This is a genomic window from Sphingomonas sp. IC4-52 (genome assembly GCF_020707225.1).
GTDB lineage: Bacteria > Pseudomonadota > Alphaproteobacteria > Sphingomonadales > Sphingomonadaceae > Sphingomonas.
Genome location: NZ_JAJFEU010000004.1, coordinates 182,397 through 203,359, shown reverse-complemented (window position 1 = coordinate 203,359; position 20,963 = coordinate 182,397). Strand labels below are relative to the sequence as shown.

The window sequence follows — 20,963 nt, the reverse complement described above, 5'->3', positions numbered from 1 at the left end:
ACCAGCCCGTCGCGAACTAAGAAGCGGCAAAGATCGCGTTTAGCGAACGGCGGTTATCTACCGTTCACCATTCACGTACAGTCGTTCGCGTCGGGGGAGCGGAGCCCGAAACCGGAGGCCTCGCTTACTGGTTGCTACCCTGCTCCTTGACAGCGTCCTTCACCTCACTCTTGCCCATCGCCGAAACGAGCACGTTACCATCGGCACTTAAGTTGCTGGCCGGAAGCGTGGTGACCTGGTCACCCACCCGCATCGTCAGCGACGCGATGCGTCCGCGTACATCGCGGTTCACATCCTGCATCCGGCCGACCAGCCGGCCGCGCGCCAGCATCGTCCTTCAGCGGCAAGAGCGCATGCGCCTGCTTCTTCCAGCACGGATCGATCGACGCTCCAACCGTCAGCATCTTGCCTGTGACGCCGGCCCGCTGCTTGCCGGCAAGAATTGCCTCAGTCACTTGCGGTGACAGGAAGGCGAGCCTGACGACGCGCGTGAGATAGGTCGCGCTGACCTTTTCGCGTTCTGCGAGGCGCGTGATGTCCATCGTGCCTCGTCGGAGTTCCTGCCACCATCGGCGTGCCAGCATCACCATCCGCACCAACGATGCGTCCGGTGAAGCGCCCGGCGTGAGGCCCCCTTCCTCAACCAGCTGCATCGCACGCCCGGTGCGCGTCAAGCGCACCGCCGCGTCGACCGTAACGGTCGTCGGCCGGCCGGGATGAGCGCCGACGCCCAACGCTGCCGCGATCGCATCCGAGCAGCAGATCACCTCTACGCGGTTCCCGCTCACCCGGATCTGGCTGAGCATGGCTAAAGCGTCGGCTTGGCGCCGTCGCTGCCGGGCGGCGAGTTCGGCGCAGCGCTGCTGAAGATCTGCATATCGGCCCGCTGGCACGTCGAGCCAGGCGCTGGCGACCAGCTCCATGGGATCATCGAACAAGGTGGCGACCCGCTCCGCAACCAGTGCCTCAAGATTAAGCGCCGGGATCCGCATGCCGCTGTCACTTCGCTTATGGTGCAGCTTCTCGCTGACATAATAGCGGTAGCGCACAGTCTTGCCGTTTGCGCCGGTCTTGGTCGCATGGGTGGCGATCAAGGGTTGGCTCGCCTGATCGACGAGCTTGCCGGCAAGCAGGCTGGGCCGCGCCTTGCGGGTGCGCGGCTGTCCTTGCCGATGGTCGGCGAGCATCGCCTGCACGCGATCGAACGTCTCGTCATCGACGATCGCAGGGTGATTGCCGGGATAGATCTTGTCGCGATGCGCGATGCGACCGGTGTACACCACCCGGCGGAGCATGAGGTACAACATCCCGCGCGTGAACGGGACGCCGCCCATGATCTTGCCGCTTGCGGTTGTACGGCGGGGCGCGACGACGCCGCCGTTCTTCAGCTCAGCCTCGAGCTGCCGCACGCTGCCGAGCGCGAGATACCGTGCGAACACATGCCGCACGAGCGCGGCATGCTCCTCGATAATCTCTAGACTGCGTCCTTCGGCGCGGTAGCCGAGCGGCGAGACGCCGCCCATCCACATGCCCTTCGCCTTGGACGCGGCGAGCTTGTCGCGGATGCGCTCGGCGGTGATCTCGCGTTCGAATTGGGCGAATGAGAGCAGCATGTTGAGCGTCAGCCGCCCCATGCTGCTGGTCGTGTTGAGCGCCTGGGTAATGCTGGCGAAGCTTGCCTCGGCTTTCTCGAACGCCTCCACCAGCTTGGCGAAGTCGAACAGCGAACGGCTTAGCCGATCGACCTTGTAGACAAGGACGACGTCGATGTGTCGTGCCGCCACGTTCCCAAGCAGACGCTTGAGCGCTGGCCGATCGAGCGTACCGCCGGAAAAGCCGCCGTCATCGTAGCGCTCGGCCAGCTCGACCCAACCTTGCGCGGCCTGGCTGCGGATATAGGCGCTGCAGGCCTCGCGCTGCGCATCGAGGCTGTTGAAGTCCTGCTCCAGCCCCTCGTCGCTCGACTTGCGTGTATAGATCGCGCAGCGGATCTTCGCCTGGGTCATGCTGCCACCTTCTTCTTCAAGCCGAAGAAGGCGGGTCCGGACCAGCGCGTGCCGGTGATCGCGCGAGCGACTTCGCTGAGCGAGCCCCATTCGCGCCCGTCCCAGCGGATCACCTTGCGCTCATCTACCGTGACCACATGGACGCGGCCGCGCCATTCTCGCGTCAATCGCACGGGAGCGGAAGGTGCCGATGGCCCGGAAGCGAGCGCGAGTCGATCGATCGCTTGGCTTGTTTTGCGACTGGCGCCGTCAGCCGCCTGCGCTTGAAGCTCCCAGGCGAGCGCAAGCCGCAAGATCTTGGGGCTTACCCGTGGTACTGCGCTGCCGGTCAGGTCGATCCATCGCGCATGCAACACTGGTGACGTCAACGACTGCAGCTCGGCGAGGCTCTTCTCAAGCGCCGTCATTCTGCGATGATCCGGTAGAAAGTCAGGCCGCTTGATTGCTTGGCTTTCTCGAGCACGTGCCCTTTCTTGCGGAGACCGGTGAGCGCCGCGCGCGTCGTGTGAGGCAGCCAGCCTGTTGCTTCGATGAGCTCGTTGAGGGTGGCGCCGCCGTCACGCAGCAGGAGTGCGATGACCTTTGCTGCCTTGGTCTCGCGTTGAGGACCAGTCTGAGGCGCAATCCTTTCGGCCACCAGCGCGTTGGCGCCTACAGCCGCGCATCCCGCCGACGTGATGAAAACGCCATACCGAATATTCCCCTCCAGGTGCGCAAACGCCGTTGCGTCTTCGGTCTGCCTCGCTTTCAGCCAACCCCGTGAGAGCAGAGCAGCGATCGACCGACGCACGGTGGGCGGATGTGTCACGGCCTGCGGCAGCGGGAACAAGCTGCCGTTCTCTCGGGCAGCCGCATGGGTAAGCAGAAGCGACTGCATGGGGGTGATCTTCGGCATGGTGGCTCCTCGCGTGCGGGCGGCCCAGCGCCGCCCCACCAGCCACAGCCCCGTCGATCAGGTCGACGGGGCGTACTCGCGGCGCTGCCGATGTGCGCCTGCGAGTCGGATCATGTTTTGCTCCGATGCTTGAAGATGTCGAGCTTGAAAGGGTTTGCAGGCCCTCTCCATTATACGAGACGACATTTGATCGAAACTCGAAAATGTAATTCTATGGTAAATACGTATATAATATGTTGTCAACTATCAACTAGGAAAGGACAACCAAACTAACAGTTCTTGCATTGGAATGACTAAAGGTGCCGGCTAACTTAGTTGTTTTTACAGCGGAGGTTGCAACGGAGTTCATCGCAGATATCATAGCTTCCCCCATTCTTTCTCTGTCCACGAAGCTTGCTTAGTTCTAACCGCACCCGCCGACGCGCCGTATTTTTGGTGCTTTCCTTTGATCGACGTCAGTCTAATTGAGAGGTCCCAGTTTCCTTATTCACTGGTGGAGAATAAGGAGGATTGACGCATGCCCCTGTCCTGGTTGTCGGACGAAGCGTGGGCGGCGATCGAGCCGCATCTACCGAGGAACCAACCCGGTGCCAAACGCGTGGACGACCGCCGGGTGATCTCGGGGATCGTGAATGCGCTAAAGGTTGGCTGCCGCTGCGGTCATGCCCGGCTGATTATGGGCCGTCGACGACAATCTACAACCGGTTTAACCGTTGGTCGCGCCGTGGCTTCTGGCTCAAACCAGTCTTCGCGCTGTTGAATGCTGGCGTGGTCACTAAGGAACCGCGAACGACAGCGCCCGCGTCAAGGCGCAACGTGAGGCGTTCGGCGGAAAAGGGGACTCCAGCCCCAGGAAATTGGTCGCTCGCGCGGTGGCTGGACTACCGAGGTCCATGCCGCTCAACCACGTCAATGGCTTTCCCGATATTTTGACGGCGATCTAAGCGATGTGAAGGCCACGCCCGCGCCCCTCGAACGTGCTGGCCAGATGCTTTGGCCACTGGCCGACAAGGGCTACGATGCCGACCGATTGCTCCCTTCGCTACGTGACGCCGAAGCCGTTCTTGTCATTCCCGGACGACGAAACCGCAAACGCAAAATCCGCTATGATAAGGACCCGTACTGCGGCCGACATTTGATTGAGAACGCCTTCTGCCGTCTCAAGAACTTCTGCCGTGTCGCCCCCCACCACAAACTCGCCGCCAACTTCCTGTCTCGCGTCGCCACCGGAACCGCGCCCGCCGAACCGTGGAGAAATCTGGTACTACGGACCTCAATCTTGATCCTGAACGCAGGCGCTGCGACGTGTAGTAAGGCTACGGTAGAATGCCTAATAACACCTCCCGGCGACGGTGATAGAGCGACTCGCATGCAGGCCGCTTGGCGCCTTCTCGCAAGACACTCGACCATTGATCTAGCGTGAGCAATTTCGAGAGTCTATGCCGCCGCGGTGAACGGGCGGGCGGCGCTGCACTGTCGCATCTAAATCGCGATGCGCTCAGCCGGCCCCGTTTCAAAAGAAGGAAATGGACTTGCAGGCGATAACGGCAAGGGATTTGCACGCGTTTTGGGCGTTGGCCGCCATTGTAGCTCTGTTGGGATGCAACCGCACGGACAACACCCCGGGGAACTCCATGGGTGGCAATAAACCACAGGACCAGGTTATTGTTCAGGACATCGGTGATCCGGAGATTGTTCGCGACTTGGGATTTAACAAGGTCGAGCTTCCTGACATACTCGGGCTTGGTGGGGAACCGTGGCAAAGCCTCGTGCCAAAGGAGGAAGGAGGCGCGCACACGCTCGTTGCTGATTCAGCGAATGTTTCAGCGACGTTCGAGCAGTCAGCGTTTGGCAAGGTTGTGGGGTTCAGAGCCCGATCTGGGAAAATCGGTAAATGCGGGGATAGGGAAGCAGTGCTGCGACTTATCGACGCTGCGACAACCGGGATTAACCCACCGCTGATCTTGAAGCCATCCAGCAGGAGCGCACTGCGCTATCCACTGGTCTTCCAAGGTAGGACTAGCGTAACGACCGGCGGGATCTCGATCCAGACTGGAAGCGACGGATGCATCCATTGGATTGATGTGCGGCCAGCATCCTATTGACCCTTTCACCGCGTCCTTCTGAGTGTGACTTTCCCATTTAGACGTATCCCAAGTCATAAGCCGACAACTACACTGCTAAATCCTCAGCAACACATGATCCACTGACGATGGAAGCGCGAGGGGAAGGGCTAGTGGTTCAAGAGTATTTAGCGACTTAATCACCGACTGGCTGCAGGCTCCAGCTAAATACAAGCGGAAATCAAGTCACTGGATGCAAATAGCTTTTCGGCGGTGAGAGACCTGAACGTTACAGTAGTAGCCCGAGGGGTAAGATGCGAATTGAAAAGCTTGATGCGCTGCGCGGGATCGCTGCCATAGTTGTGGTGGTCCAGCACGCGATGGAGCAGGTGATCCGATATGGTGGGTTCGCGGGTCATGCGCAGACGGCAATGGAACTGCTTTTCAAAAATGGCATGAACTTCGGACGTTTCGGCGTCGCGATGTTCTTTGTTATAAGCGGTTTCGTGATCCCATTCAGCTTTCGCGGGGCACGCCCCCTTATTGGATTCGCGATCAGCCGCTTCTTTAGGCTCTATCCCGCTTACTGGATATCGCTCGCATTTGCGTTGGCGGTGATCGCGCTCACTGTGCGCCCTATGCCGGATGGCGTGATGGTCGCATTCAACATCACAATGTTCCAAAAGTTTGTGGGATACGGAGACGTAGTTGGCGCCTACTGGACACTCGCGGTCGAGCTGATGTTTTATATTCTCTGCGCCGCGCTGTTTGCGCTTGGCTGGCTCAACAACACTAGAGGACTCCTCGTGATCTTCTCTCTGTTCCTAGCTACGAGCTTGGTGATCGGGGCGGCTTCGTTGTTTCTCGGACGTCACCTGCCCTCAGGTGTGCCGTTACACCTGTCGCTGATGTTTTTAGGGACTTTGATGCGCCGGAGCTGGCTCGATGGCGACGCCTTCGCGCGTCGTATGGTTACCCCGGCTGTCCTGACCCTTATCGTCGCGATCCCGGTCATTCAGTGGTCGAGCTACCCTGAACGCACGGTCACGCATGAATACATCCAGCCGTTAGCCTTCACGATGGGCTACTATGTGGCGATCGCGATGTTCATCCTCACCATGACGCGGCGGATTGCGTTCGGCGCCATTTGGTTGTGGTTCGGAGCGGTCAGCTATTCCGTCTACCTATTGCACGGTTCGTTCCTGAACCTAAGCACGACCTACATCACGCCGGACACTCCGGCGAAAGCTGTGTTGTTTCTGACGGCCCTCACCGGAGGAACGCTTACAGCATCGGCGCTCGTCTTTTACCGGGTGGAGAAGCCCTTCATCCGTATCGGGCACCGGATCATGACGCGGCTAGCCCCTGCGCCTTTGGCAGGCCAATGATCTGCGTTGAAGCCGTAGCCCGTGCGCCCAACGTGTCTCATTCGGTTCACGGCGCTTTGCGACTGATGGGCGCATGATTCGCAACGTTGGCCTCACTTCCGCGCTTAACCTTTATCGCGCTGGCATCCAGTTTGGACTCAATGTCGCGCTAGCGCATTTCTTGACGCCGGGAGATTTCGGGCAGGTCGCGCTGGTGCTGCCAATTTCCCTGTTCATCCTATTGATTGGCGATTTTGGGATCACCGGGGCGATTGTGAGCAGTTCAGCAACCGCTCGGCAGGCAGGTGCGGCATCGGCAATCTGCCAAGGCTTCGGCGTTGCTATGCCCTTGTTAGCGGGCGCGCTCTACTTAGTAGGCGGACTGGAGTTCATGCCGCAAGGGACGGCAGCGCTCCTCCTCGGCTTCTCGCTAGTGACGACGCTATCAATGGTGGCGGTGGTGCCGCGCGCTATGATGGAGCGCGGACTGCGGTACGGCAAGCTGGCGACGATCGAGACGGCGGCAAGTACGGTCGCCTTCGTCGCCTCGGTCGGCGCGGCGGCTGCCGGGGCCGGGATGTGGAGTTTCCTCCTATACCATCTTACTATGCAGACCCTGCGCTGTGCCGCCTTCTGGTTTTTAACCCGCCGGGACATCGAGCGCAATCTGGACTTGAGTCTTGCCGTACCGCTGATGCGCTTTGGCGGCTGGGTGGTTGCATTCAATCTAGTCAATTATCTAATGCGCAACCTTGATCGCTATATCGTTGGCGGATGGATGGGCACGGAGACTCTGGGCTTTTACTCACTCTCCTATCAGGTGATGTTAATCCCGTTGATGATCTTCACCTGGCCCGCCACCGGCGTGCTGTTATCGACGCTCAGTCGGCTTAAGGGTCAACCGAAGATGCGTCGCGAGGCGTTCCTGGCGGTGCTGATGCTCGTATCGTGCGCGACGGTGCCGATGATGGCGTTCGTGGCGCTGCGGGCGGATCTGATCTTCGGCACGATTTTGCCACCGCGCTGGGCACCGGTCGGGCCGATCACGCAGATGCTGGCGATCGCGGGCGCGTTGCAATCGATCACCGCCTTCGTAGGAGCATTGTTCATGATCTCGGGGCAAGTGCAGCGGCAATTCTGGTTTGGCGTGGCAATCACCATAATGACGCTCGCGACCCAGCTGATCGCCGTCGCGTCCACGCGCTCGCTGGTGGTTATGGTGGATGCCTATGTCGTGCTCACATTGCTGGTGTCCGTCGCTTATTTAGCGATGATGGCTCGGCTGCTTGGCTTGGCGTTCGCCCGCCTATTGGCGGCGCTAATTCCAGCGGCCACGATCACTCTGGTGGCCTGGGCAGCGATGCTGTTGGCGGATGCACTTTCGCCGGTACAGGTCCCGCCGATCTGTCGATTGCTTGTCAATAGCGTTGCCTTCTGCATCGGCTGGGGCGCGTTGATTTGGCTGCAGCGACGCACCGCGCTGGCGGCGCTTAGCACGCTGCGCCTCACCGGCAGCACGGCGCTGACGGCATGATGCAGACGGCGCGGCATATCTCGATCAACGGCCGTTTCCTTGGCCGGCCTGTCAGCGGCGTGGAACGTTATGGCCGCGAGCTGCTACGCGCCTGGGATGCGCAGCTCGTGGCGCGGCCCTCGCCGTTGCCGGTCCGGGTGCTGATGCCGCGGGGGGTGTCGCCGGGTCTAACGCTTTCCGCGATTTGGTTCGAGACAGTTGGACGTCTTGGCGGACATGCTTGGGAACAGAGCGAGCTGTACGCGGCGTCGCGGCGCGACGTGTTGGTCGGACTGGCTAATTCGGGGCCGCTGCTGCACTCGCGCCAGCTCGTGGCAGTCCACGACGCGGCAGTTTTTCGGTTCCCCGAGAATTACAGTTTACGCTATCGCACGCTCCATCGCGGGCTGTCGCGCGGGCTCGCCCGTCGCGCGCGGCTCGCAACGGTATCTGAGTTCTCGCGCGAGGAACTGGTTACGACGTTGGGGGTATCCCGAGAGAGCGTGCTGGTGGCACCCAACGGCAGCGATCATCTGGGGCAGGTGCCGCCCGACGATACGCTGATCGAGCGACTCGGGCTCCGGGACACGCCGTTCCTGCTCGCCGTGGGCACCGCCAGCCGGAACAAGAACCTTGGACTAGTGATCGCAGCGTGGCGCAGGCTCAACGCGTCGGCGACCCGGCTGGTTATCGCGGGGCCGGTCAATGACCGCGTCTTCGCGCAGGCGCTCGATCTCGATGGTGTGGAGGGAGTGCTGCTTCCGGGCCGCGTTAACGATGCCGAACTGGCCGCGCTGTACAGCCATGCCGTCGCCTTCGTCTTTCCGAGCCGCTACGAGGGGTTCGGGATTCCGCCGCTGGAGGCGATCGCACATGGCTGCCCAGTTCTGGCCTCCGCAATCCCGCCGCTGCGCGAGGTCCTAAGCGAGGGCGCGCGCTTCTTCGACACCGAGGATGCCGATGCGCTAGCAGGACTGATGCGGGAAGCGCTCGCTACCCCGCGCGCGCTGCCGGTCGCGGCACGCGCGCGGCTGGCGCGTTATCGCTGGGCGGACAGCGCGGCGACAATGCATCGCGCCGCGCTGACGATGGCGGGGGTCTGATATAGATGCGTATCCTGCACCTCAATGAACACTATCCTCCCCTCGTGCTAGGCGGTGCTGAGCGATCGGTCGCGACGCTAGCCGAGGCACAGGTGCGCGCCGGGCACGAGGTGTTCGTCGTCTGCACCACTTCAGGCGATTTCGCTGAGGAGGTGCGCGAAGGCGTAACCGTCTTCCGCATCCCCCATTGCACGACGTTCTGGAGCGAGGATTGGCTGCAGCATAATGGACTGGAGCGGCTGTGGCGCAAAGCATCGATGCCGTTCAACCGCGGCCAGCGCATGCATTTCGCCAAGCTACTGCGGCAAGTCCAGCCCGATATCGTCCACACTCATTCCATGAACGACGTGTCTACAGGTGCTTGGGTGGAAGCGAAGCGGCAGGGTTATCCGCTGATCCACACGCTTCGCAATTACGATCTGCTGTGCAGCAACGGCGCTATGTATCACAATGGCTTAACTTGCGGCCCGCGCTGCCGGCTGATCTCGATCGCCAAACAGCGGCAGCATCGTTGTATTGATGGAGTCGTGGGGATCAGTGCGGAGGTTCTACAACTGCATTGCGATCACGGACTCTTCGCGCATGTTCCGCAGGCATGCCGGCGAGTGATCTGGAACAGCGCGCGTGTGGCAGGCGCCGACACAGCCTATCTTAGGCCTCCGCGGGACGGTAAACCGTTCGCCTTCGGCTATTTGGGCCGGTTGGCCGAAGAGAAGGGCGTCGGAATGCTAATCGAGGCAGCCCGGCAGCTACCTGTGGATCGTGATTGGGAGATGGTCATCGCGGGCCGAGCACCGGGGAACGGCAATCCGTTCTCCGGTGCTGCGGCCGGCTTGCCAGTGCGGTTCATCGGTCAGGTCGAGCCGCTCGCGCTGTTCGAGCAGGTAGACGTGCTCGTTGCTCCCGCAATCTGGCCCGAGCCGTTTGGGCGTATCATTGTCGAGGCTTACAGCGTGGGCGTCCCAGTCCTCGCGGCCGACATCGGTGGTATGCCGGGTCTAATTCTTGGCGATCATACCCGTTGGCTCGTCCAGCCGGGCGATGTCGACGGGCTAAGTGATCGCATGATGCGGATCATGGCAGATGGGCGCGCTGCCCTGCCCTCGGGTCCAGATTTCGATCCGGTGATCGCGGCGACTGAACCGGACACGATCGCCCGAGCCTACGAGTCATTCTACCGCACCTTTGTCCAGCCGGAGCCGCGCGCTGCATGACCGCAGGCGCGCCTGATCTGCCTCGCGAAGATCCGTCTACGCCGCATCGGGCCTGGCTGCCCTATCTCGATGGCTGGCGCGGCATTTCGATTCTGGCCGTGCTGCTGGGACATTTCGCTACAATCACGCCGATCAACACCGGCCGTTTGGGGGTGGAGTTATTCTTTTGCCTGTCGGGTCGGTTGATGGGGGGAATCCTTTTCGCCGAGCGCCATCCGCTGCCCGCTTTCCTCTGGCGGCGCGTTTCGCGCGTATGGCCAGCGCTTTGGGTATTCGTGTTCCTCATTGTAGGCGCGGCGGCGACCGAGGGTTCGTCCATACCTGCCGTGCATTTGGCGGGTTCGCTGACATTTACCGAAAATTACGTCAGCATCGTCGCGGGCCATATAAAGGTGTTTGATCACCTGTGGTCGCTCGCCGTAGAGGAGTGGGCTTATCTGGTCCTTGCAATAGTGGCGTTCGCCTGCCGATCCCGGGACATATCGCCGGTGCCGATCCTTGTAGTGGGAGCACTGCTATGTGCGGCCAACGGCATCTTGCAGACTGCAAACGGAGGTGATTACTGGCGGGTATATTGGCGCACCGATGTGCGGCTCAGCTCAATCCTATTGCCGTGCGTCGCCTTTCTGCTGCTGCGTGATCGACGCGTCTGGCCGTGGCTGCCTGTCGTGGCTGGAGTCACCGGCCTGATGCTGAACATCAATCGGGTGCCGGACCCGATCAAGTACACCCTCGGTACGACTTTACTATCGGTATCAGTGGCGACGATCGATGTGTCGCCGGCATGGGTGCGCGCCGTGCTGTCCTGGTCGTGGCTGCGACGCATTGGACTGTGGTCGTTTTCGCTCTATCTATGGCAGCAACCGTTCGCCGAGGCGACCTTCGCGCCGGCGCCGGTACGTCTGGCGGCCACGGTTCTGATCGCCGTAGCCAGCTTCTACTTGGTCGAAAACCCGACTAGAAGCCTTCTGAACCGCTGGTGGTCGCGTGCGCCACGCGCTACCGCCCCATCAAGCGACGTGGCCGTCTGATGCGTATTTTGATGGTATCCGCGCTGTTTCCAACGCCCTCTGCACCCAAGGTGCTCGGCGGGGCAGAGGTCGTCGCACGACGGCTGGCGGATGCGCTGGTGGCGCGTGGCGCCACGATCACGGTGGTGCGCGCGGGCCCGCCCGGCACCGTGGTGAAGGAGGAGGAGGTAGGAGCGATGCGCGTCCTTACCGTGCCGATCCGCAATCGTTACTCGCCGTTCGATACCGAGCAGGAGCATGGCGCACTCGCCAAGCTCTTGTGGCACGCACGCGACGACTGGGGCGCGTCCGCCGATCTACGCGATGTGATCGGCAGGGAGCGGCCCGATGTGCTCCACACTCACAATATTGGCGCGCTTTCAACAGGTGTCTGGCGCGCCGCTGCGGCGGAGAAGGTACCCATCGTGCATACGCTGCACGATTATTACCTGCTCTGCCCCCGAACTACGCGATTCCGCTACGAAACCGTCTGCGCGAGGCAGTGTCGCGACTGCCGGCTCCTCACACACCAGCGCCGTGCCGATACTAGCATGGTTGGTGATGTCGTGGGCGTAAGCCACGCAGTTCTCCAACCGCACCTAGACAAGAAGCTGTTCGCCATTGCGCGATCCCATGTGGTACCGAACATTATCCAGGCCGAACTCGCGGCTCGCCCGCATATGCCGGGAACGCCAGTGACATTCGGATTCCTCGGACGGATTACCTTGGAAAAGGGCGTCGAGCGGTTGGTGCAGGCCTTCGGCGCGATGCGCGGCGATTCCCGGCTGGTATTCGGTGGACAAATTGACGATGCGATGAAGGCGCGGCTCACGGCGCTTGCCGGTGGCAAAGCGATTGACTTTTTGGGCTTTGTCTCGCCAGCCGAGTTCTTTGCTGCGATTGACGTGCTGGTGGTGCCATCGATCTGGGAGGACCCCCTACCCACGGTGATACTGGAGGCGCAGACCGCAGGCGTTCCCGCGATCGGAAGCCGGCGCGGCGGGATCGTGGAGGCGATGGGCGGGGACGACGCCAGCTGGATCTACGATCCCGATGCGCCGGATGCCCTGCGCGATATGCTCGACCGCGTCGCGGCCGATCCGACGGCAATTTCCGCCCGAGCTGCCGCTGCCCACGCCCTTGCCATTCGTTTCAAGGCGGAGGCGATCGTGGCGCAATATAGCGCGGTGTATAAGGTCGCGGCTTCCACAGCGGGTTGATCTCCCGCTTTGTACCGCCGCATCGAGCACGTTAGGATTCCCGATCTTGTGCTCAACGCAGCGCCAAGAAATGAGTCGCTGATTACTGGACCTTCACGATAGGAGACGTCCGCCGCGCTCATTGCGCACGCGGACCATCCGATAGCGTTGAAGGTAATCTTCCACGTAGCGAACGCGGGCTGCGACTTTGGACGATCCGCGTAACTATATCAATGGCAACCATGCCAGCAATGTACAGCAAGGATCGAATGCCGAAGATTTGCCAAAACGATCCTTGATTTAGCATCGTATAATAATTGCTCACTATGAAGATTGAAAAGGCGAAGCCGACCATTGATCCAGATATCAGCGAGTTGTAAACATAGTACACCGCCACACCGCAGCATATCGCTAGCAAAACCATAAAGAATATCATGCCGGCGTGACCGAATACCATCGCGAGATAAGCCTCACCCGCGCCAGTGAACTGCACTAGACCCTTCGCATCGAAAACAGCGCTTCGAATGTTAGGTGCTGCAAATCTTTCCACCATTTGAAATATGCCGGTGTGCGTATCGAAGGCGAGTACGTCGGCGTCGCGTGTCGCCAGCATGACCGCGCGCAGCCGTTGCGCTTCTGCTGGGTCGCCAACCGTCGGATCTGCCTCTAGGCTGTTCACCGCATACCATAGTTGTCCCTGTCCGGTGAAGCGGCCAAACAACCGCTCCGAGGTCGCATCCACGCCAAGATTGCCATAATTGGAATAGGTGTAATATGTTAGCCCGCTCGTCATTGTTCCCGCCACTAACACGACTGTAGTGCTAACCACGCGCGCGCGGCGACTAAGGGTGCCATTCAAAACGATGAATGGCACGAAGAAATAGGTAATCATAACAAGTAGCGACAGGAACTTATCACCGAACAGCGCGGATGACAGTACCAGTCCCGCGAAGGACCAACTTGCGAGACCGCACGCGATGCGGGGAGGTTTCATGCGGAAGCGAACGAAGCCAAGCGACGCGCAGAGGATCGGCTTGAAAGTGATGATAACGTTGAACAGCCAGCCTTGATTAGATCGATATTCAAAGCGATCGGTCGCATCAAACAGTGCAAATCCGTCGCGCGCGCCCGTTATGAGCAGATAAACGACGGCCCCCACCGCAAGTGTGATCGTTCCGGCGACGAACAGGTGCCGCGCGATCGGATAAGTCAAAGTGGGTTTTGCGATGATAGTTCTAGCTAGCAGCCGATAGGTCGACGTCGCTAAGTGAAGAAACGCACATGAAAGCAGCGCGAAATAGCAGGCATGCGTCGTGCTATTTCCTGCAACACCTAATTCTCGGATAAAGAAGCCTTGCGCGATAAATATCAAGGATGAAAGCAACAGTAACCTAGTGATTATCAGCGGAAGCAGAATTGCTATGCCGCCGCGCCGGCGGCGATATAGCGTCGCGACAAAGGCGATAAATAGCAGTAATGCAAGATACGACCATACCGGCGATGTGCTTATCGTTTCGATCAAAGCGCCGACAAACAGGAGAAAATAGATAAGGACGATCATATAGGAGCGAAAATCCCTCATTAAGGATCTGCCCCCTTCTCGCCACACGCTAACGGCAGCGGATGGAAGCGAGAAACAAAGAATCGACTACCCGATCAGCACGGGTTTGTCGTTGTTAAAGCGAGGCATCGCTACCGGGTCGCCGACGATCTGAGGCATGGCTATGTTCTCGAACGACAGCCCGCTTAAGCGCCCACCCGCCGCTGCAGCACCGATCTTTACGCCTCCGCGCACGCGCATAGCTAAATCGCTCACCATCGCGTGTCCTGCCGATATCTCCAACCCGACGGCGTTGTCCCACACCGTACCGCCCTGTATGTGGTTGGTCAGTTGGGGCTCGCCCGGATTAGTCGCTAAGTGTATGCCGCGTCCCTGTGCTGCCGCCTGACACCCGATCAGCCGGTTGTTACGCGCGCGGCCGTGCAGCTTAAACCCGGTACTGCTCGCCTCGCTCGGCCGCCGTGCCTTGTGATCGGCGCCACAGCCCGTCAGCGTGCAGTCAGCCACGTCCTCCAGCTCGAACCCAATTTCATAGCCGAAGCAGAAGCAGTCGGTGATTTTGCACCAGTCCGCCCGCTTGCCGAAGTAGAAAGCGGTACCTGAGCGCGCTGTGTCATTGCGCTCGCCTCTGCCGGTCGACGCGAAGTTCCATGCATGGACACGCGTTAAATAAGCAACGTCGGGCACGTTGCTGAGCGAGATGCCGTTGTGACAGTCGATGCTCATGTCCTCGATTCGGGTCCGATAAATCGGCCCGGCGCCCGCGGCCAGGATAGCCTGCGAGAAGCCGACGATCATGCCGCGACCGATGTGCACTCCCGAGCTTTCGGGAGCAATCGTGATCGCAGTGCCGCGCCAACGCGCGATCTCGCCTGAACCCTGCGGAAACGCCATGCCATAAGGGCGAAGTACCACGCCCTGCATCGTGCTCGCCTCGCGCATTGTGACGGTGGCGCCCGCGTTTAGCAGTAGAGTATGGATGCTGGCATTCAGAGTAGCGGGATAATGAGGAGCGAAGCCGCCGCTGCTGCCGACAATCCCCGTCGCTTTAGGCAGCGAAAGAGCCCCGACGCGATAGCGCCGCGGCGCCAAAAGCAACTCGCCCCCCCCGAATGCCTGCGCTAGGTAGTCAAGGCCCGCCTGCAAGGCAGCAGTGTCGTCGGCCTCCCCATCACCAAGTGCACCAAACATCTCGGGATTAGGACGCTCCTCTGCCAATTGCCATTCTAAACCGGGCGTGGCGGAGGTAAAATTCCAGCGGTCAGCCCCGCCCAGTGCGGCGCCATGCTGGCGGGGCACCAGCCGATAGCGCGCACCACCCAGGCCTGTCCGGTCTTGAGCATCGAATGCCAAGGTGTACGTAACAGCATTTTCAACTCCTCCAACCAGCGCCAGTGCATTGGTGTCCGCCACGACCGCCGGTACTTTGGATGAATCGTCTGGCACGCTCCCAAACGACATCGATTTCGCGGGACTGGCATGCCCCGCGGCGGATATCACTGCGCCTAGAGCGATAAAGCGCCTACGATCGACGCCCACCGTTCCACCGCTCTTGCTACTAACACCCATCCGAGGCTCCGTGTCATGCGGGATATCGGCTTGTCACGCGGCTTACTCCCTAGGTAAATCACCCCGCAAGACTGTCGGGAACGGAACCGAATGATGATCAGTAGATACACTCTGGATAGGATTGATAAAAAGAAGAATGCCGGCGTGATCTCTAAGAAACCAAGTGTGTTAGTTTTAGCTAAGTATTATCATCCCTATAATGGCGGCATAGAGAATGCTACTCGTATTTTTTGCGAAGGCATGGTTCAAACCAATGATGTGCAGGTTATCTCTTTTAACAGTGAGCCTGGATTTTCTAGTGAATGTGTTTACGGCGTTGGTGTAAGAAGATATCCGGTGCACTTCACGGCAAAGTCTCAGCCGATCAGTATCGGATATTTCCTAGCGGTACTCTGTAGCCGGGCAGACGTCATACATTTTCATGCTCCCAACGTCGTTGCCTCTCTTGCGCTGGCACTACGGCCAGCGAAAAAGACGATCGTTGTTCATCACATGGATATTTATGGGCGGCCAAAATTGCGCAGATTGGCGCGGAACCTGTACGATAAAGTCTTGAAACGGGCAACGCTTCTAATCGTGACCTCGCTGAAAAACGCGCATGTGTCTGCAGACCTGCGGGTAAAAGTCCCAACCCGCGCCGTGCCGCTGGGCATCGAGCCAAGCGATTATACGGTAGACGAAGTACTTCTCGCCGAGGCGGGAGCTTGGCGCCGCGAGTTGGCAGGTGACCAACCATTGATCGGTTTCGTGGGACGCCACGCACGCTACAAGGGCATAGACATTTTATTACAGGCGATCGCTCGACTTCCCGGCGTTCATCTCGCGATTGGTGGAAAGGGACCTTATCAAGCGGAGATGCGGGCATTGGCAATTGAGCTCATGATCGCAGACCGCGTCCATTTTATCGGCGAGATCTCCCATCGGGATAAATTAAAGCTGCTCAGCGCAATCGATGTGTTCGCCTTTCCTTCTACCGAGATCACTGAGGCGTTCGGCATTTCGCAGCTAGAAGCTATGCTGCTCGGCGCCGCGGTGGTTGCGAGCGAGCTTCCAACGGGTGTCAGTGACGTGTCACGCAACAACGAAACAGCCTTGACTGTACCCCCGGGCGACGCGGAGGCGCTCGCTGCGGCAATTGGCCGTCTGCTAGCTGACGATGCGCTGCGGCAGCGACTCGTTCAAAAAGCGCGAGAGGGAGTACTGCGCGAGTTCACTACCGCGGTAATGACGCGGCAATACAACGCGTTGAACGATGCGGTGATTGCAGGAACGCTAACCTGAGTGGAACGAGTTCAAGGTGTTCCGCGGTCAGTTTGAATGCGTGTGTGGTCGCACCAACTATCAGCCGCCGTGCGGCCTCAGCAAATCGGTCTGTGCGCACGACAAGTGCGAGACCAAGTTCGCTTTCAGACCGCTCCAGGCGGCTGGGGGCGCTGCTGCCGCGCCCGCGGCAAAGGTCCGACCTCGGATCAGTCGGTTGGATCAGGTCGAGCGGGCAGAAAATTTCGCGCTAAGTCAGAGAGCCTATGCCCGCCGGGATCAGCTGACACTGGTAGCTGCGATACCCCGTTCAGCTAAGAGTCTTCGTTGTCCGCAACTCGCGAACTGGATTGCCACAATCGCTCAGCAGCATCCGCCAGCGAGAGCATTGTTGCGCCGGCGTGGCGAACAGCGGCAATGGGAAAGGCGATTGTCAGAGCGCTCTCGTCGATAACTGCTGCTTGATGCGCATCTTCCATCATCATGCCTGCTCGGGTGCGAAGTTGATGAACGTGGTCGCGGTCGTCTGCCATAGCCTTGGCACGAAGCGCGACGACCCTCCCGAAGTCCATATGCAGCTTTGTCGCAGCCGGGGCATCGTCAACCGGGATGGAGCTTACTCGATCTCGGCAAACAGTTCGGTGATGGGAACCTCCAAAGCGTCCGCCAGGCGCTGCACCACCGTAATGGTTGGGTTACGCGCACCGCGCTCGATCCCGCTGATGTACGTGCGATCAATCCCAAACTCGAGCGCGAACTTTTCCTGGCCCATGCCCTTCGCCCGCCGCAAGCGACGCAGATTGGCTCCGAGGCGCTGGCGTACGTCCATCCCCTCTGCATCAGCAGCGATGTAGACGCACTATCCACGGACGATGAGTACCATTTCTGACTGGACTTGCCGTCGCACGCAAGCGACTTCAGTGGTCATGAACCAGATTACCCCCTCGACAATTCGCTATATCAAGCCTGGCGCTGGTGGTGGGTGGGAGAGCGCGCTGGATCGCGGGAGGCTCGAATGGGGCACCGGTGGCGATAGTCACCTCGCAGCTCTCAATGGTGACTGGAGGGCGGTAACGCAGGCTTACATCGCGCAAGGGCGGCTCCCAGCCACGGCGACCGGGTACACCAATGAAGCACGTGCTTTCTTCGACGCTGATCCTGGCACGATGTGGATCACCTTCGCCCGTGGCCGGATGTGGTGGTGCTTTGCCGAGCCGGAGGTTCATGCAACCGCCGACGACGATGCCACAGATGCGGCGTTCTACAGGGTCGCGCATGGTGGTTGGAGCGACCGGGACGTGAATGGGATCGTACTCGATGCGGATCGTCTAAGTACGCGCCTTTCACAGCTTCAGAGCTACCGGCGCACAATCTGCGGCCTGACGAAAGAGCAGGAGACGCTGTGCCGAAGCTACATCAATGCCGTGCCAGATCCGGTCCAGGCCGCTATCGCTGCGGCGCGCGACGAGTTGAAGCAGCATCTGCGCAGCTTGATCCAGCGCCTGACGTGGCGCGACTTCGAACAATTCATCGATCTGGCGCTGGCGCGCACTGGCTGGATAAGAGTGTCATCGCTTGGCGGCACAACGAAGGACGTCGATCTCGTGGTGGAGCAATCGTTCACGCGCGAACGCATGTCGGTGCAGGTCAAGTCAAAGGCGAACCAGCGGATGGTGGACGATTACGCCCGGCGGCTCGGCGCGAGAACAGCGGGCGAGCGCATCATGCTCATCTGCCACTCGCCCGAAGGCGATCTTGCCGCACCGCCGTCTACGAATGGCCGGCGCCTGGAGTTGGTACTGGATGGAGAGGTTGCCGAACTCTCGATCAACGCTGGACTGGTCGATTGGGTGATTGCCCGGGCGCATTGATGGCAGCGGCCTGCAGCCGCGTTCGCGCCTGCGTGACTTGCAAGGGTCATTCATAGTCCTTGAAAAGTTCCTGCATGGATTCGGTGCGCTTACCTGCTTCAATCAGCCGATCGATGAATTGACGGGCGCGCTCGTCCCTCATCTCAGGCGTAAGCCGCTGATCCTCAACCGTCGGCGCAAACGCGCCGATTTCACGCAGCTCCTTCACCGCTTTGAGGCGCTGCGCTGGCGTTCCAGTCAGCGCATCATTGACAACCCCGAGGAGGATTGCCTGCTTCTTCGTGATCCTTCGTTCGCGACCGGCTATGACAACCGTCACCATTTCGTTCACCGCTTCGAAAGCTAACACTTCCAGTGTTGCATCCTTTGCCTTCTTCTTGTGGCGTGGCCCCTTCGGATTGCCGGAGCGCCCCTTCTTGAACCGGTGCTCGATCGGCGGCTTGCCCTTGCCTACTTTGTAGTCGCGGTCATCATACTGCCCCATTAGGCCTGCTCCTCGAGATCTTCGGCCACAACAGGAGCTGTCGTTTCCCGGTGAAGAAGCTCAGCCTGTCGGCCGGTCAGCTTCTCCCAGCGCGCGATCGTTCGATCGACATAGATCGGATCCAGCTCGATGAGGCGCGCGTGGCGCCCCGTGCGCTCGGCAGCGATCAACGTACTGCCGGACCCGCCAAATGGGTCGAGCACGCGATCACCGACCGCGGTCACATCCAGCAGCGCTTCCGCCATGAGGGCCACCGGCTTGACCGTTGGGTGTAGCTCCCGCGCCTTTTGTCTGGTCTTTCCGAAGCCGATCATGCCGGGAAAGGACCAGACGTTGGTCCGATCACGCCCGTTCTTGCCCAACGCGATGTTATTGCGGTGTGGCGCGGAGCCGTTCTTGAACACCGCGATGCATTCGTGCTGACTGCGATAGAGTGAGCCCATCCCGCCCCGACCCTTGTCCCACATGCAGATGTTCAGGCGCTCGCTGAACACCTGCTCGCCGACGCGGAGCAATTCCAGCAGATGGGCATGGTCCATGCACACAAAAGCGATTGCACCATCGGTGAGCCGGGCCACGACATTTGCCATCGCCCTGCGAAGAAAGCGCTCGAACTCGCCCTGCGTCATTTCACCTGAGGCCATGGCGAAGTTATCGTGTTTGGCCGAACTGGTCACGTGCCCCTGGATCTTCACGTTGTACGGCGGGTCGGTGAAGCAGCACGACGCTCGCTCCGTACCCATCAGAGCCTCGTAAACAGCTGGATCCAGGCTATCTCCGCAGATGATCCTGTGGTTTCCGAGCGCATACAGATCGCCAGGCCTTGCCTTCGGCGGGTCGGAGCTTTCCAGCACTTCCTCGTCCAGGTCGTCATAGATACCCGCGCGATAGCGGCCATCCAGACGATCCAGCTCTCCGATGGTGAAGCCGGTGAGCGTCAGATCCATCGTGGGAACGTCTGCCCTGATTTCCTCCAGTTCGATGCGCAACGCATCGAGGTCGTAGTTCGACACCGACGGCAGCTTGTTGGCGGCGATGGCGTAGGCCCGCAGTTCAGTGTCGCTGAGGTGAGATATCCGGACGACCGGCACATCCCTGAAGCCGAGCTTCCGCGCGACCTCAAACCGCAGGTGCCCATCGACGATGACGTTGGCGCTGTTGATCGTAAGGGGATCCAGGATCCCGTACTCGCGGATGCTGGCCTCAAGCGTCTGCCGCTTCTTGCCGCTGTGTGTCCGCGTCCGCCGCCCCGCGCGCGTCAAATCCACGATCGCCACCATGTCCCAGTGGCCGACGGCTGAGGCTCTGTTAGAGCCATAATCGGTCGTCATCTTTGTCACGTCATCACCTCCAAACGGCGGATCGCGACAAAGCACGAAGACGCCAGCCACATCGAACTCAGGGCCTCGTCTTCTGTGGCCGCAATTAGTTTGCTGTAACGGACGCGTCAAGGCCGCAGATGGCGAAGTTTATACTTGCGACAACAAAAGCGAATTCTTGAGGTTCACCGGTCCGCCGCCAACTTTACTTTCGTTGGGCGGCGGGCAAGCACTTTTCACTGCAACGATGCTGTGCCTACGCTGCCGCGACGTTCCGGTTTCCCTGCCGCGTTTTGCAGGGAACGCTGCTGCTAACATGCCGCTTTTGCGGGACTTTTCGATGCCCCAGGCTCCTTTCGACCTGCCAAAATGAGCGCAGTGCCGCTTGGCAGGGAATAGCAGGGAAACCGTACCGACTGCAGAGACGTAAGAGAAAGCCGACGCGGACGTGCCCGCTGCCGATAGAGCGGGGCTCTCCGCCCGGCAGTTTGCCAGGCACAAAGGCGCAGAACTGCGCCGTTCTACGGCG

17 protein-coding genes and 1 pseudogene are annotated in these 20,963 nt (G+C 60.1%); 10 read left to right on the top strand and 8 right to left on the bottom strand.

The annotated features are described in order from the left end of the window. Positions 1-239: 239 nt before the first annotated feature. From LK535_RS11850 to LK535_RS11840, 3 genes are read right to left on the bottom strand one after another with little or no spacing between them, the layout of a single operon-like run. Positions 240-2,006 (bottom strand): recombinase family protein, encoded by a 1,767-nt coding sequence (locus LK535_RS11850; RefSeq protein WP_227772113.1) that lies wholly within the window; start codon positions 2,004-2,006, stop codon positions 240-242. Beyond that, positions 2,003-2,413: a DUF2924 domain-containing protein gene (locus LK535_RS11845; protein ID WP_227772112.1), complete on the bottom strand. Its 411-nt coding sequence runs from the start codon at positions 2,411-2,413 to the stop codon at positions 2,003-2,005. Before LK535_RS11845 ends, LK535_RS11850 begins: the two co-directional genes overlap by 4 nt. Next, complete coding sequence (locus LK535_RS11840; RefSeq protein WP_227772111.1) at positions 2,410-2,901, bottom strand: DUF3489 domain-containing protein; 492 nt, start codon at positions 2,899-2,901, stop codon at positions 2,410-2,412. The genes LK535_RS11845 and LK535_RS11840 overlap by 4 nt, the downstream gene beginning before the upstream one ends. A gap of 517 nt (positions 2,902-3,418) precedes the next feature. On the opposite strand from LK535_RS11840, the pseudogene LK535_RS11835 reads away from it, so the two are divergent. The 8 genes and pseudogenes from LK535_RS11835 to LK535_RS11800 all read left to right on the top strand — a co-directional run. Beyond that, positions 3,419-4,126: pseudogene (locus tag LK535_RS11835) on the top strand (IS5 family transposase); the annotation flags it as partial. Positions 4,127-4,427: 301 nt separating this feature from the next. Continuing rightward, the gene (locus LK535_RS11830; protein ID WP_227772110.1) at positions 4,428-5,006 is read left to right on the top strand and encodes a hypothetical protein; all 579 of its coding nucleotides are present in this window, start codon (positions 4,428-4,430) and stop codon (positions 5,004-5,006) included. Between the two features lie 272 nt (positions 5,007-5,278). Further along, positions 5,279-6,352: an acyltransferase family protein gene (locus LK535_RS11825; RefSeq protein ID WP_227772109.1), complete on the top strand. Its 1,074-nt coding sequence runs from the start codon at positions 5,279-5,281 to the stop codon at positions 6,350-6,352. Between the two features lie 73 nt (positions 6,353-6,425). Then, positions 6,426-7,865: an oligosaccharide flippase family protein gene (locus LK535_RS11820; RefSeq protein WP_227772108.1), complete on the top strand. Its 1,440-nt coding sequence runs from the start codon at positions 6,426-6,428 to the stop codon at positions 7,863-7,865. Continuing rightward, positions 7,862-8,947 carry a glycosyltransferase family 4 protein gene (locus LK535_RS11815; protein WP_227772107.1) on the top strand — a complete coding sequence of 362 codons (1,086 nt, stop codon included), beginning with the start codon at positions 7,862-7,864 and terminating at the stop codon, positions 8,945-8,947. Before LK535_RS11820 ends, LK535_RS11815 begins: the two co-directional genes overlap by 4 nt. Before the next feature lie 5 nt (positions 8,948-8,952). Further along, complete coding sequence (locus LK535_RS11810; protein WP_227772106.1) at positions 8,953-10,161, top strand: glycosyltransferase family 4 protein; 1,209 nt, start codon at positions 8,953-8,955, stop codon at positions 10,159-10,161. Then, positions 10,158-11,192 (top strand): acyltransferase family protein, encoded by a 1,035-nt coding sequence (locus LK535_RS11805; RefSeq protein ID WP_227772105.1) that lies wholly within the window; start codon positions 10,158-10,160, stop codon positions 11,190-11,192. The genes LK535_RS11810 and LK535_RS11805 overlap by 4 nt, the downstream gene beginning before the upstream one ends. Continuing rightward, positions 11,192-12,391 carry a glycosyltransferase family 4 protein gene (locus LK535_RS11800; protein ID WP_227772104.1) on the top strand — a complete coding sequence of 400 codons (1,200 nt, stop codon included), beginning with the start codon at positions 11,192-11,194 and terminating at the stop codon, positions 12,389-12,391. The genes LK535_RS11805 and LK535_RS11800 overlap by 1 nt, the downstream gene beginning before the upstream one ends. A 118-nt stretch (positions 12,392-12,509) precedes the next feature. Here the strand turns inward: LK535_RS11800 and LK535_RS11795 are convergent, their stop codons facing one another. After that, a complete protein-coding gene (locus LK535_RS11795; protein ID WP_227772103.1) occupies positions 12,510-13,931 on the bottom strand; it encodes a DUF6418 domain-containing protein in 1,422 nt (473 codons plus the stop codon). Positions 13,932-14,018: 87 nt separating this feature from the next. Next, positions 14,019-15,344: a hypothetical protein gene (locus LK535_RS11790; RefSeq protein ID WP_227772102.1), complete on the bottom strand. Its 1,326-nt coding sequence runs from the start codon at positions 15,342-15,344 to the stop codon at positions 14,019-14,021. Between the two features lie 249 nt (positions 15,345-15,593). Between LK535_RS11790 and LK535_RS11785 the strand changes: the two genes are divergently transcribed. Next, positions 15,594-16,781: a glycosyltransferase gene (locus LK535_RS11785; RefSeq protein ID WP_227772101.1), complete on the top strand. Its 1,188-nt coding sequence runs from the start codon at positions 15,594-15,596 to the stop codon at positions 16,779-16,781. A gap of 595 nt (positions 16,782-17,376) precedes the next feature. Here LK535_RS11785 and LK535_RS11780 read toward each other — a convergent pair. After that, a complete protein-coding gene (locus tag LK535_RS11780; protein ID WP_227772100.1) occupies positions 17,377-17,589 on the bottom strand; it encodes a helix-turn-helix domain-containing protein in 213 nt (70 codons plus the stop codon). Positions 17,590-17,686: 97 nt separating this feature from the next. Between LK535_RS11780 and LK535_RS11775 the strand changes: the two genes are divergently transcribed. Next, positions 17,687-18,631: a restriction endonuclease gene (locus LK535_RS11775; protein ID WP_227772099.1), complete on the top strand. Its 945-nt coding sequence runs from the start codon at positions 17,687-17,689 to the stop codon at positions 18,629-18,631. Between the two features lie 46 nt (positions 18,632-18,677). On the opposite strand, the gene LK535_RS11770 is transcribed toward LK535_RS11775, so the two are convergent. Together LK535_RS11770 and LK535_RS11765 are read right to left on the bottom strand one after the other, a co-directional pair. Beyond that, entirely contained in the window at positions 18,678-19,115 is a 438-nt protein-coding gene (locus LK535_RS11770; protein WP_227772098.1) for a DUF5681 domain-containing protein, read from the bottom strand. Continuing rightward, the gene (locus LK535_RS11765) at positions 19,115-20,566 is read right to left on the bottom strand and encodes a site-specific DNA-methyltransferase (protein ID WP_227772097.1); all 1,452 of its coding nucleotides are present in this window, start codon (positions 20,564-20,566) and stop codon (positions 19,115-19,117) included. Before LK535_RS11765 ends, LK535_RS11770 begins: the two co-directional genes overlap by 1 nt. Positions 20,567-20,963: the final 397 nt, after the last annotated feature.